The following is a 13,312-nucleotide window of genomic DNA, read 5'->3' on the forward strand; positions in this document are numbered from 1 at the left end:
GTCCCCAAGATCGCCGATATGGATGGTAGGACGATATGCGTAGCCTTCAAACGAAAAGAGCCACGGCGTCTTGCGCCATGGCTCCTTTCATCATGCCGTCGCCGTGCCGGCGATCGCATCAGAACCGGAAACGGACACTGCCTTGCACCGTCCGCGCCAGGGTACGGACACCCAGCGGCAGCAGATTCTGCTGACCGAAATAGCGGTAGACATCGTTGCCGAGCAGGTTCGTCCCTTCGAGGGAAAAGGTCATGAACTTGACGGGAGTGTAGTTGATCGCCGCGTCGAGCCGATAGGTATCGTCGTTGTACCAGGAATATTCCGGATTGTCGGTCCACACCCACAGGCGATAAGGGGAACGATAATTGAACGCGACGCGGGTACTGAACTTCGGTGTATCATAATAAAGAGCAGCGTTAGCCGTCCACTTCGATGTGTCGACCGAATCGAACGCGCCCGGAAAATCCTCGGGATAAGGATATTCGACACGGGCCCGGATGATGCGGGTGACATTCAGGCTGGCACCGAAGTTCTTCCAGAACCCCGGCAAGAAATCGAAGAAGCTTTGAACCGCGGCCTCCGCACCGATGAATTCGCCGTCGCCGGCGTTACGCTGTTGGGCGACGGTGCCGCTGCGGCCGGGCAGGCCATAAGCGGCAAGATCGTCCACGATTTCAGCGCTATAATAGGTCCAGTTGGTGACCTTCTTGTAATATCCCGCCAGCGACGCTGATCCGGCGCGACCGAAATAATGTTCCAGGCTGCCGTCGATCGCCCATTCCTTCTGCGCCTTCAGGTCGGGATTGCCGGCATCGACGCGCGGGTTCGCGGCATTGGGATCGACGAAATAGAAGGGACGAAGATCGTAGAAGCTCGGCCGCGAGACATTGGTGGTGTAGGACAGGCGGAGCTGGGTCTTGGAATCGAAGTGCAGCGTGCTCGTGACGCTGGGCAGATAATCCATGAAATTGCCGCGGCCGGTCGCCTGCTCGATGATCAGCGCATTTTCCGGCGCCGGGGAGATGCGATAGTTGAAACTGTTCGACACGCCCCAGGTATTGACCGCGCGCAGACCGATGACGCCGTCGATCGGGAAGCCGACATCCAGTCCGTAGTTGAGCTGCGCGTAGGCGGCGAAGGTGTTTTCGGTCGACCGGAACGTCTGCCCCTGGTCGCTCGGCGGCAGTTCACTCGCGAAACGCTCCGCGTTCCCCGGATCGGTCGCCTGGATATATTCGCGGACCGCGGCGATGTTGGCGAGCAGCACCGGGCCGGGAATGCGATACCATTGCGGCGATCCGTCGAGGTCCGGACCGATCATCGCCGCCTGATCGCCCCCCGGCAGAGCCGTGAGCGGAGCGGCCATGCCATTGACGCGCGGAAAACCGTCGCGATAGCCGTAGTAACGATCGACCTTGCGCCGGTTGTAACGGACACCGGCCTGCAGCGAACGCAGGAAGCTGTTATCGCTCAGCGTCAGCGTCAGGTCGGCCTGGGTCGCGAACTCCTTGTTCTTGGAGTCGCCGGCATTGTCCTGGAAGCGATCGACGCCGTAGACCGACACTTGGTTGAGATCGACGCCGTTGAGGGTGATCGACGGGATCGGCCGAGAATAATTGTTCGAGACGAAGTCGATCGTCGCCGAGGCCAGATTCTGCGGGCGCAGGATCTGCTGGACGAAATAATAGCTGTCGTTGCTCCAGTTATATTGCGCCCCGAAGTGGAGCTGCGCCCGGTCGCCCTTCCAGTTCGCCTCGAAGTTCGTGGTGTAGAGGTTGGATTCGAGCGAGTTGTAGGTGCCTTCGATATAGGCCCGGACGCCGTTGGGATCGGCGATGGTCAGCTTGCTGATCGTCTGCCCGTCGGGCATCAGCTCGATGCCGCTGAACCGCGTGTTCCATTCGCGATTGAGCGTCCACATCTTGTCGATCGAACGCTTCTCCCGTGAACCGAGGTAGCCACCTTCCAACACGAACTCCAGCTTGTCCGAAGGTTTCCACTGGAGGACGACGTTGACCGAGGGGCGCGTGACATGCCCGCTCTCCAGCCCATATTGGGTGCGATAGGGGATGACGATGTTCCGCAGGTTGGCGGGAAGATTGTATAGGGGACTGTTCGGATCCGCCTCGCAGCAGACGGTATCCGGCGATTCGCTCTCGACGTAGTTTTCCCGGTAGAAGGTCTTGGTCCACGATCCGTTGACCAGGAAGCCCAGTTCGCCGATCCCGGTCTCGAAGCGGTCTCCGACAAGAAGGCTGCCGTAGGGACTGACCTTTTTCGCGAATTCGTCATAGGCGCCACGTGCGCTGCCCGCGATCGTCCATCCCTTCTTGAGGTCCAGCGGGCGCCGCAGCTCGACATTGACGGTTCCGGCAACGCCGCCTTCCACCTGATCGGCCGTGCGCGTCTTGTAGACCTCGACGGATTTCAGCAGCTCGGCGGGAATATCGGCGAGGTTGAGCGAGCGCTCCGTCCCCAGGTTGGTGTTGTTGCCGTTGATCGTCGTCTGCACCTGGCTGAGGCCGCGGATGGTGACGCTCTGCCCCTGCCCGCGCTCGCGATCGATCTGCACGCCGGTCACGCGTGAGAGCGCCTCGGGTACATTGTTGTCCGGCAACTTGCCGGCGTCTTCCGCGACGACGGAATCGACGATCTGCTTGGCGTTCTTCTTCTTGGTCGAAGCCGCCTCGACGCTGCCGCGGACGCCGATCACGAGGATGTCCGACGCGTTCCCTTCCTGGTCGGACGGCAGCGTAGCAGTCTGGTCTGATGAATCGGAGGCCACTTGCGCCAATGCCATCGACGAGATCGAGGCGAGCGCGAAGACCGGCAGCGCGGTCGACATCCTGAGCAGCGTAAGTGACTTCATCCCCAAACCCCCCTTTTGTTTTCCGGGTCAAACGCCCTACTTTATATCGTATACAAACTATATTATTCTGAGGGAGTCAACACGGTTGTCACGGAGGGGAAACAAGTGGAGGTGGCGGCTCCGCCCGGTTCGGACAAAGCGGACACGTGCTCCTGCGAAGGCAGGAGCGTTGGATCGCGGGCACATCGCTCGCGGCCTGGCTCCTGCCTTCGCAGGAGCACTCTGCTTCTATCTGAAGGGGGGTAGAAGCTAGCCGCAGGATGCGGGCGGCTGCTTCCCTTGCTCTCGTATCATCGGCTCGCGAGCGGCGGGCGCCAGCACTTCCCATTCCTGGACCGCGAGGGCGGCGTTGGTCTTGCCGTCGCTCGAAGCGGTCATGACCGCGCGCAGGCAGCGCGTCCTGAGCGGAGGGAAAGTCACCGTCTGGAACGCGCCCGGCGTGGTGCCATAGGCGCCGACCCCCCGCACCGGCTTCCAGCCGCGGTCCCAATATTCGAGGTGCCAGTGCGCCGGCGGCGCCACTCCGATCCCCGATCCCGCCGGCTGGTCGTTCCAGAACCAGATGCGCGACCCGTCGATCGTCACCGGCCGGTTCCAGCGATATTCGATCCACTGGCTGCGGGGATTGTTCGCGGTCCAGCTGCCCCACATGTCGGGCGGCAGCGGCGCGGCCTTGGTGATGCCGTCGTTCAGCGCCTTGATCCAGAACTGCACCGGCACCGGATCGTTGGACGCCGTCGCAAAGGCGGCGCGGGCGATGTTGCGGGTGACGCCAAGCGGCGGCCGCGGGCGCAGCGTGGGCACCACCAGGCGGATCGCGGCGGGCGTCACGCTGTCGTCCCACTCCATCCGGTCGAGCGCGACGCTGCGCCGGAAATGGCCGCCGCCCTTCGCGTCGGCGGTGTGGTAGGCGAGATACCACTGGCCCTTGTATTCCACCGCCCCGGCATGGGAGGTGGTCGAGGACACCGGCTTCAGCACGACGCCGCGATAGGTCCACGGCCCCATCGGCGACGGCGCGGTGCCGTAGGCGATGCAGGCGTGATAGAGTGCCGGCGTGCAGTCGGACGCCGGTCCCGCGCGGTTGCTGGCGTAGAGCATGTAGTAGACGCCCTTGCGCTTCATGACCCACGGCGCCTCGAAGAAACCGGTCAGGCCCTCGATGACCTGCTCGGGGCCCTTGGGGGTGATCATGTCGCGTTCGAGCTCGATGCCGCGCAGCCGGCCGAAGGTGCCCCAGTAGAGATAGACCCGGCCATCGTCGTCGATCAACACGGTGGGATCGATATTCTGGATGTCGTTGCGCACGGGTACGCGCTGCGAGACGATCGGGCCGGAGGGATGCGCGTCGCGCCACGGCCCGGCAGGGTTGTCGGCGACGGCGACGCCGATCGCGAAACGGTCCGGCGCGTCGCTGTCCTTCTCCAGCACCGGCGCGTAGAGATAATAGCGCCGGTCCGGCCCCTGCACGATCTGCCCGGCATAGGCACGGCCGGTCTCCGCCCAGGCGAACACCTGCTCCGGCCGCGCGACGGCGGGATAGTGCAGCCACTTGCCCGACGCCGGGTCGTCGGTCCTGAGCAGCTGCCATTCGTTCATGATGAAGTCGTTGACGTCCGGCGGCGCCTCGTCGCGTCCGGCGAGAATCCACAGCGCGCCGTCCGCGACGAACGGCGCGGGATCGGTCGAATAATAGTCGCCGTCGGCCAGGATCGGGTTGCCCGGCACGACGATCGCGCGCGGCTCCTGCGCCGCACCGGCGGCCGCCATCCCCGCGAGCAGAAGCGGCGCCAGCCTATTCCTCATCGGGATAGGGGCCCTTTCCGCCGTCGGCGATCAGCCGGTCGACGCGCTGGTCGATCACCGGCAGCGGCACCCCGCCCAGCTCGAGCACGGCATCATGGAAGGCGCGGATGTTGAACTTGGGCCCCAGCGCCTTCTCCGCCTTGCGGCGCGCGTCGAGGAAGGCGAGCTCGCCCATGTAATAGGAGAGCGCCTGCCCCGGCCAGGCGATGTAGCGGTCGACCTCGGTCTCGATCTCGTGGTCGGCGAGCGCGGTGTTGTCGTGGAGATACCGCTGCGCCTGCTCGCGCGTCCAGCCCATCGCGTGGATGCCGGTGTCCACCACCAGCCGCGACGCCCGCCATGCCTGGTAGCTCAGCATGCCGAAACGGTCGTAGGGCGTCTCGTACATGCCCATGTCCTCGCCCAGCGCCTCGCAATAGAGCGCCCAGCCCTCGCCATAAGCCGACACGTAAGTGTCGCGGCGGAACGCCGGCAGGTCCTTGTTCTCGGCGGCCAGCGGCATCTGCATCGCGTGGCCCGGCGCGCTCTCGTGCAGCGTCAGCGCGACCTGGGAATAGAGCGGCCGCGCCGGCAGGTTGTAGGTGTTGACGAGGTAGATGCCCGGCCCGCCGCGCCCGCCAGTGTAGAAGGGCGCGATGTCGTCGGGCACCGGCCGGATCGCGAAGCGGCTGCGCGGCAGGCGGCCGAAGAACTGCGACGCCTTGCCGTCGAAAGTCTTGGCGATCCACGCCGCACGGTAGAGCAGCTCCTGCGGCGTCTTGGCATAGAAGCGCGGATCGGTGCGCAGGAAGGTGAGGAACGCCGGCAGGTCGCCCTTGAAATCGACCTGTTTCATGACCTCGGCCATCCGGCTGCGGATGCGCGCCATTTCGGCCAGGCCGATCCGATGGATCTCCTCCGGGCTCTTGTCGAGCGTCACGAACTCGCGGATCTTCGAGCGGTAGTAGGCTTGGCCGTCGGGCAGGTCGTAGGCGGCAAGCGTCGTGCGCGCGCCGGGGATATATTCGGTCCTGAGGAACGCCAGCAGCTTCGCATGGGCGGGCGCCACCGCCTGGGTGATCGCCTCGCGCGCCTCGCCGCGTAGCGCCGCCTGGGTTGCGGCAGGGATGGTCGGCGGCAGCGTCTTGAACGGCGCGTAGAAGGGGGATTCCTCCGCACTCTTCGCGTTCGCCACCAGCGCGACGCCGGCATCGCGGCCCTTCAGCGTCACCTGCGGCACGGTGAAGCCGCGCTTGAGGCCCGCGCGCATGTTGGCGATCTGCTGGTCGAAATAGCGGGGAATCTCGCGCAGCATCGCGATGTAGCGCCGGGCGTCCTCCTCGGTGCGGAAGGTGTCGCGTGCGCCTTCGGCCAGTTCCCCCCAGAAGCTGGAGTCGGCGTTCAGCGGCTTCTCGTACTCGCGGTAGCGCTGGGCGGCGAGCAGGGCGTCGATCTGTGCCTTGTAGACCGCGAAGTTGACGCGGTTGGCCGGGGAGAGCCGGTCCACGTCGACCCCTGCGAGCTGCTTCTCCACCGCCTCCCAGCGCGCGAGTCGGGCGGCCTGCGCCTCCGGGCCGACGTCGGGGAGCGACGGTTGCTTGTCCTTGGGGCCGTCCTCGCTCGGCCCGGATTGCTTGAGGCGCCAGTCATATTCGGCGGTGTAGATCGCCTTGAACGTCTCGTCGGCGGATTGCGCGGCCGGTTTCTGGGCAGGCGCCGGAGCGGTCCAGATTGCGATTGCTACACCGGCAAGCAGCCAGCGACCCGATATCGTCACGCTCCGTCCCTTTCCTCAATCTAAGCCTTCAGCAACGCCGATATGTCCCGGTGAAGCTGCGCCGGAATCCGCACACCCTCCGTCTCCGACCGGACCCGCGCGGCATAGCGGCGCGCCGACGGCAGGCGCGCGCCCTGCCCCTCGATCGCCTCGAACATCGCCTCGGCGCGGCGCAGGTGGCCCTCCAGGCCCGCGCCCAGGAAACCCGAGGGATCGATCGCGATCACCAGTTCGCCGCCGATCGGCGATCCCATCCGCCCCTGGTCGGCAGCGATCGATTCCGCGCTGGTCATGTCACCGATCAGCGGCCCGGCGATCAGCTCGACCATCGCCGCCAGCGCCGATCCCTTGTGCCCGCCGAAGGTCCGCATCGCGCCGTTCAGCACCGCGACGGGATCGGTCGACGGATTGCCGGCCGCGTCATAGCCCCAGTCGGGCGGGATCGGCTTGCCGGCGCGGCGATGGAGCTCGATCTCGCCGCGCGCGACCGCGCTGGTGGCGAAGTCGAACACGAACGGCGGCTTGCCCGGCCGCGGCCAGCCGAAGGCGATCGGATTGGTGCCGAACACCGGTTTCGTCCCGCCCTCCGGCGCGACCCAGGCGTGGCTGGGGGTGAAGGCGAGCGCGGCGAGGCCCTCCCCCGCCAGCGCCTCGACCTCCGGCCACAACGCGGCGAAATGGACGACGTTGTTGAGCGCCAGCGCGGCGATGCCGAACCGCCGCGCCTTCTCGACCAGCAGCGGCTTGCCCTGCTCGAACGGCAGCTGGGCGAAGCCGCCGCCGCCGTCGACGCGGACCAGCGCCACGGCTGGCTCCGACAGCACCGGGACCGCATCCGGCACGACAACACCCTTCGCGATCGAGTTGGCCGCAACCAGCAGGCGGTAGAGCCCGTGCGATGCGCAGCCGTCGCGTTCGCCGGCGGCCATGGTGCGCGCGACGGCGGCCGCATGGCCGGGCGCGAGGCCCTGCCGCTCCAGCACCGATCGCGCCAGCGCCTCCGCCTCGCCGAGCGTCAGCGTGACATCGCCGTCTCCGCTCACACCGCCGACCCCGCCTTGGCGGTGAACAGGCGCACGCCGAACACCGGGCCGACTGTGCTGCGATCGTGCGGCACGAACTTCACGCGGACGCTGCTCTTGCCCTTGGTCAGCGCCTCGGGGATCGGATATTCGACGTCGAAGAACTTGCCGGGCCGATCGTTGGCCAGCGCCTGGGTGGCGAGCTTCACGCCGTCGACCAGGATGTCGAAGCTGCGCTGGCGCTCGTCGCCCCAATAGGTCGCCTGGAGGAGCAGCGGACCCGGCTTCACTTTCATGGCGAACTCGAAATAGCCGCCGGAGCGGGCATCGCGGCCGTTCCGCCCGCGGTAGGAGACCGGATAGGAGATCTCCGACGTCAGCCCATGGTCGCGCTCGGGCTGCATCTCGCCGAGGTGCATGATGTCCACCGATCGGGCGGCGATGTCCTTCTGCCGCGCCTGCTCGGCCAGGAAAGCCGCCTCCTCGGTCTTCCACGCCGCTTCGGAGAAGCGCTTGAAGTAGACCGCGCTGCGCCGCTCGTACTGGCTGTAGAACGGCACGAAGGCGAGGTCCTCCGGCCGGATGATGCCCCGCGTCCGGTAGCGCGGCCGGCTCGACACGATCGGGGTGAAGGCGGCGAGCGGGTTCTCGCCCACCATCGCCGGCTCGACGCCGGTCCAGTCCTTCTCGATGGGGCCGAGATCGGCCGCCATCACGAGCGGCCCGCGCAGCACCGCCACGGTGTCGTCGGCGCCCGGCGCGGATTCGAGGCGCAGCTCGAGCGGCAGGCGGAGCGTGACCACGTCCCCCTTCTTCCAGCGGCGCGTGATGACGGCATAGCCGTTCGCCGGGGTGGCGTGGACGCTCTCCCCGTTGACGGCGATCGTCGCGCGGCCGCCGGCCCAGCCGGGGATGCGCAGCGCCAGCGCGAACCGTCCCTGGCGCACCGCGTTCAGCGTCAGGCGGACGTCGGGCTCGAACGGATATTCGGTCTCCAGCGACAGCGCGACGCCCTTTGCCTTCCACTGGGCGTCGGCGGGGATGTAGAGGTTCACGAACAGCGTGTCGCCGCCATCCCAGAAGATCGAATCGCCGTGCTTGGCATGGCTTTCCATCCCCGACCCGACGCAGCACCAGAAAGCGTCCTCGTCGGGCTGCGAATAGCCGCGCGCGGCGCCGCTCATCAGCGGGGTCATGTAGGTGAAGCCGGCGTTGGCCGGGTTCTGCGCCGACATCACATGATTGAGGTGCGCACGCTCGTAATAGTCGAACAGCGCGCCGTCAGGCTGCCAGGAATAGAGGTGCCGCGTCAGTTTGAGCATGTTGTAGGTGTTGCAATGCTCGCAGGTCTGCTCGGTCAGATGCAGCGCTGTCGAATCCGGCTCGAAGAAATATTCGCGGTCGGCGTTGCCGCCGATCACGTAGCTGTGATGCTGCGTCACCCGCTCCCAGAAGAAGCGCGCGGCACGGGCGGGCGCTTCGTTACCGGTCAGTTCGTGGATGCGCGCCAGGCCGATCAGTTTGGGGACCTGCGTGTTGGCGTGGAAGTTGGCGAGCTTGTCCTCGCCGGCGGCCAGCGGATCGAGCACCTTGCGGTCGTAGAGGCGCTCGGCGACCTTCAGCCAGCGCGGGTCGCCGGTGCGGGCGTGGAGCTCGGCATAGCTTTCGTTGAGACCGCCGTATTCGCAGCCGAGCAGCTGCTGCATCTGCGCATCGTCGAGTGCGGCGAACACTGTCTCGAAATAGCTGCCGAGGCCGGTCACCACCTCCAGCGCCTTGGCATTGCCCCAGGCGCCGTGGACGTCGAGCAGGCCGGCGAAGATCTTGTGGACCGTATAGAGCGGCGACCAGGAGCCGTTGAGGTCGAAGCCGCCCGACTTGATCTCGCCGCGCATCACCTCGGGGAAGATTTCCTCGCCGTCGACGATCTTGCCGTCCTTGGTCTTGCGGCCCAGCGCGCCGACATAGCCGTCGCTGCGCTTCGCCTGGCACAGCGCCAGCTCGTCGACGATATAGTCGGCGCGGCGGCGGCATTCGGCGTCGCCGGTCTGCTGCCAGGCGAGCACCAGCGCGGTCATGTAATGGCCGAGCGTGTGCCCGGCGATCGTGTCGGACTCCCAGCCGCCGTAGATCGGCGCCTTGGGCTCCAGCCCCGCATATTTGCGGAAATTGTGTAGCAGCCGGTCGGGGTTCAGCGAATGGAGATAGGCGGTGTTGACCTCGACCGCGGTCGCATAGTCCGAGGGGCGCAGGCGCACGTCGGTCAGCGGCAGCGGCTTCGCGCGCGGCGGAATCCCTGGCGCCAGCATCGCCGCCACGGCGGACGTGGAGACATTGCAGACAGCCAGCGCGGCAACGCCCGCCATCCACTCGCGGCGACTGGCTTTCATCGCGTCAATAACTCCTATCGAATATCGTATACCATACGATAGGCCGGCTGTCCCGGCTGTCAATCCCGAACTCACTGTCCCTCTCTCATTGGGAGAGGGAAGGAGCCGCGAAGCGGCGGGAGGGTGAGGGTGACTGTGGTGAGTGAGGTCACCCTCACCCTCCCAAGGGGAGAGGGATAGCCTTACCTCCGCAACACCACCTGCATGTCGGCGAGCGCAAGCTCGATCAGGACGCGCATCGCCTTCTGCGCTTGGCGCGCATTGCGGGCGGCGATCTCCTCGAACAGCTTGCGGTGTTCCGGCATCGGATCGCGAGGCGTCTGCTGCACGCGCTGCTTGATCGTCGTGGTCCAGGCGATCGCCGCCATGATCGAGCTGGACAGCGCATGGATCATTTCGTTGTGGGTCGCTTCCATCAACAACCCATGAAACCGCTGATCGGCCGCGCGCCCCTTCTCGGTCGCAAGCGTCTGGTGCTCCATCGTGTCGAGGGCGTTGGCCATGTCGACGAGCTGGTCGTCGCTCCGGCGCAGCGCCGCCATCTCCGCCGCTTGCGGCTCCACCACCATGCGCAGCTCGAACAGGTCGCGCAGGAACTCCTCCGAGGGCCCGGACTGGATCTGCCATCCCAGGACGTCGGGGTCGAGCAGGCTCCACCGGCGCCGTTCGCTGACCCGGGTGCCCGCCTTCGGCCGGCTGGTCACCAGCCCCTTGGCGGTCAGGATCTGGAAGGCTTCGCGCAGGACCGATCGCGAGACCCCGAGTTGTTCCGCATGTTCGACCTCCGCCGGATAGACATGGCCGACCGGGACGGTGCCGTCGACGATCTGGGTCGCGAGCAGCTGCGCCACCGCTTGGTGGAGTCGCCCCTTTGCCAGGGGCGCCTGCTCGCCGGTCAGGGCACCATTTCGTCCGATCATCCGCTTCATCCAGCTACCTTTTCTCGACCATCCCTTATCACAGGGCACCGGAGCGGGCCTGGATAAAAGACGGATCATATATCGTATATTATCATTGACGCACCATGTCGCGCGCGTCATGAGATGCCGTCCTCATCGCATGACAGGGTGGCCGGCAACCGTGGGCAATCGCCAGTTTTCCGCAAAGACATCGGTCGGCCTGCTGGCCCTTGCCTGGATGGCGACCCTCCATTCGCCAGCTTTTGCCGAGGGCCGTCCCGCAGACCGCCCGGTGGTCGCGGCGATGCCGCCGGCGCCCAGTATCGCCGAACGCTATGCCCAGGCGGACAGCTTCATGGGCAATCGGCTGGCCGAGCTGATCGACAACGCCGATGTCGCACCGCGTTTCGTCGGCGACGGCATCGGGCTGCTGATCCGCACGGGCAACCCGCGGAGCCAGAGCTACGACTATATCGATCTTGCCACCGCCGCGCGCCGGCAAGTCGCGACCACGGCGCAGCTCCTCGCGGCTCTCACGAAGGCAGGCAGGCCGGCAAGTGCCGACGATGCCAAGATCGGCGACGTCGATTTCGATCCGGCGGCGGGCGTCGTCCGGTTTCGCGCGCTCGGCGACCGCTGGCGGCTCGGCGCGGACGGGCGTGCCGAAAGGGCCGAGGACGAGAAGCAAGACGATCATGTCCTGCCTTCTCCCAACGGCAAGGTGCGGATCGTCGCCCGCGACTTCAATCTGATCGCGGTCGACGCCAAGACCGGCCGCGAGGTCCCGCTGACCACCGACGGCACGCGCGAGCAGCCCTATGGCCGCTCGATCCCGGAGCTCTCCGACATCCTGCGCGATGGGACCGAGGAGCCGGCGATGCCGGTGTCGGCAGAGTGGTCGCCCGACGGCCGCTACCTGTTGACCTGGCGGCTCGACACACGCGGGGTGAAGAAACTGTCGATCACGCAGCAGAACCCGCCCGGCAGCTTCTATCCGCGCAGCTTCTCCTACATCTACCCGCTCGCCGGCGCCGAGACGCTGCCGCAGGCGACGCGCGTCGTCATCGACGTCGAGCGAGCGATGCGCAAGCGCAAGGCGAAGGTCGTCCCGCTCGCCATTCCCAGCGAATCCCTCCTCTATCCCGCGCCGCCCGACATGGGCTGGGAGAACGGCAAGCCGCGCATCCTCTGGACCGAGCGCGGCTATGGTCAGCAGGCGGTCTACCTCGCCGATCCCGAGACCGGCGCAGCGCATATCGTCGCACACGAGGCGATGAAACCGCTCGTCACGGTTACCTCCAGCATGATCATGCCGGCGCCGGAGCTTGGCGGCGAACTCGCCATCTCGGAACGGTCCGGCTGGGCTCAGCTCTACCTCGTCCGCCCGGACGCGCCCGACGGCGGCGTGCCGCTGACCCGCGGCGAATGGGAGGTGCTGTCGGTCGACCATGTCGCCAAGGACGGCTCCTCGCTGATCGTCACCGGCGTCGGCCGCGAGGCGGCGCGCAATCCCTATTGGCGCGCGCTCTATCGCGTGCCGCTCGACGGCAGCGCTCCCATCGAGCTGACGCCCGAGCCGCTCGACCACGACGCCCAGGTCTCGCCCGACGGCAAATGGATCGTCGACCAGATGTCGAGCCCGACCTCGGCCAACCGCGCGGTGCTGCGCGATGGCACGACCGGACGGATCGTGATGGAGCTGGCCAAGGGCGACGACAGCCGCCTGCGCGCCGCCGGCTATACGCCGCCCGAGCCGTTCAAGGGTCTCGCTGCCGACGGCCGCACGCCGATCTACGGCATGATCTACCGCCCGGCGCGCTTCGATCCGAACCGCCGCTATCCGATCATCGACAATGTCTACACCGGGCCGACCACCACCAACGTGCCCGCCACCTGGGGGCAGGCGCTGACGGTCAGCGGCAACAGCGTGGCGCAGATCGGCGCGGTGGTCGTCATGATCGACGGCACCGGCACGTCGCGGCGCGGCCAGGCCTTTCGCCTGCCGGCGTACCGGAACCTCGGCGAGGTCGGGCTCGACGACCATATCGCGCTCATCCGCCAGATGGCGGCGCGCTATCCCTATATGGATGCGAGCCGCGTCGGCGTGTACGGCGGATCGGCGGGCGGCTACGACACCGCGCGCTTCCTGCTCAGGCGCCCGGCCTTCTTCAAGGTCGGCGTCGCCTCCTCGGGCAACCATGACCTGCGGCTCGACAAGAGCTGGTGGCCGGAAGTCTCGATGGGCTATGCCGACGAGGCGACGTGGGAGCGCAATTCCAACATGTCCGTCGCCGGCAACCTGATGGGCAAGCTGCTGCTGATCCACGGCGACATCGACGACAACGTACCGGTTACGGAGAGCTTCCGCCTCGCCAAGGCGCTGATGGACGCCGGCCGCGACGTCGACATGGTGGTGCTGCCCAACACCACCCACCGCGTCTACCAGCCCTTCTTCTGGAAGAAGCTGCGCGACTATTTCACGCTGAACCTGCTCGGCGAGGCGCCGCCGCCGCTCGGCGCGCCACAGCAGACCGCCTCCGCCGACGCCGCTCCGGCCGCGAAATGACTTC

7 protein-coding genes are annotated in these 13,312 nt (G+C 66.7%); 1 reads left to right on the plus strand and 6 read right to left on the minus strand.

The window, feature by feature from the left end; all coding sequences use genetic code 11:
- Window positions 1–118: 118 nt before the first annotated feature.
- The 6 genes from AC2YHA_RS18695 to AC2YHA_RS18720 form a co-directional block, all read right to left on the minus strand.
- Window positions 119–2,869 carry a TonB-dependent receptor gene (locus AC2YHA_RS18695; protein ID WP_487402838.1) on the minus strand — a complete coding sequence of 917 codons (2,751 nt, stop codon included), beginning with the start codon at window positions 2,867–2,869 and terminating at the stop codon, window positions 119–121.
- A 249-nt stretch (window positions 2,870–3,118) separates the two neighbouring features.
- Window positions 3,119–4,675 carry a family 43 glycosylhydrolase gene (locus AC2YHA_RS18700; protein ID WP_487402839.1) on the minus strand — a complete coding sequence of 519 codons (1,557 nt, stop codon included), beginning with the start codon at window positions 4,673–4,675 and terminating at the stop codon, window positions 3,119–3,121.
- Window positions 4,665–6,431: a DUF885 domain-containing protein gene (locus tag AC2YHA_RS18705; protein ID WP_487402840.1), complete on the minus strand. Its 1,767-nt coding sequence runs from the start codon at window positions 6,429–6,431 to the stop codon at window positions 4,665–4,667. The genes AC2YHA_RS18700 and AC2YHA_RS18705 overlap by 11 nt, the downstream gene beginning before the upstream one ends.
- A 20-nt stretch (window positions 6,432–6,451) precedes the next feature.
- On the minus strand, window positions 6,452–7,474 hold the full coding sequence (locus AC2YHA_RS18710) for an Ldh family oxidoreductase (protein WP_487402841.1): 1,023 nt from the start codon (window positions 7,472–7,474) through the stop codon (window positions 6,452–6,454).
- Window positions 7,471–9,843 carry a beta-L-arabinofuranosidase domain-containing protein gene (locus tag AC2YHA_RS18715; protein WP_487402842.1) on the minus strand — a complete coding sequence of 791 codons (2,373 nt, stop codon included), beginning with the start codon at window positions 9,841–9,843 and terminating at the stop codon, window positions 7,471–7,473. Before AC2YHA_RS18715 ends, AC2YHA_RS18710 begins: the two co-directional genes overlap by 4 nt.
- 182 nt (window positions 9,844–10,025) lie before the next feature.
- Entirely contained in the window at window positions 10,026–10,772 is a 747-nt protein-coding gene (locus tag AC2YHA_RS18720; RefSeq protein ID WP_319937510.1) for a FadR/GntR family transcriptional regulator, read from the minus strand.
- A gap of 208 nt (window positions 10,773–10,980) precedes the next feature.
- On the opposite strand from AC2YHA_RS18720, the gene AC2YHA_RS18725 reads away from it, so the two are divergent.
- Entirely contained in the window at window positions 10,981–13,308 is a 2,328-nt protein-coding gene (locus AC2YHA_RS18725) for a S9 family peptidase (protein ID WP_487402843.1), read from the plus strand.
- The last annotated feature ends 4 nt before the right edge of the window (window positions 13,309–13,312 follow it).

It is taken from the genome of Sphingomonas sp. SRI_018 (assembly GCF_057586275.1).

Coding starts and splice junctions, on each gene's coding strand:
- AC2YHA_RS18725 (WP_487402843.1), top strand. CDS start 10,981: ATGGCGACCCTCCATTCGCCAGCTTTTGCCGAGGGCCGTCCCGCAGAC.
- AC2YHA_RS18700 (WP_487402839.1), bottom strand. CDS start 4,675: ATGAGGAATAGGCTGGCGCCGCTTCTGCTCGCGGGGATGGCGGCCGCC.
- AC2YHA_RS18720 (WP_319937510.1), bottom strand. CDS start 10,772: ATGAAGCGGATGATCGGACGAAATGGTGCCCTGACCGGCGAGCAGGCG.
- AC2YHA_RS18695 (WP_487402838.1), bottom strand. CDS start 2,869: ATGAAGTCACTTACGCTGCTCAGGATGTCGACCGCGCTGCCGGTCTTC.
- AC2YHA_RS18715 (WP_487402842.1), bottom strand. CDS start 9,843: ATGAAAGCCAGTCGCCGCGAGTGGATGGCGGGCGTTGCCGCGCTGGCT.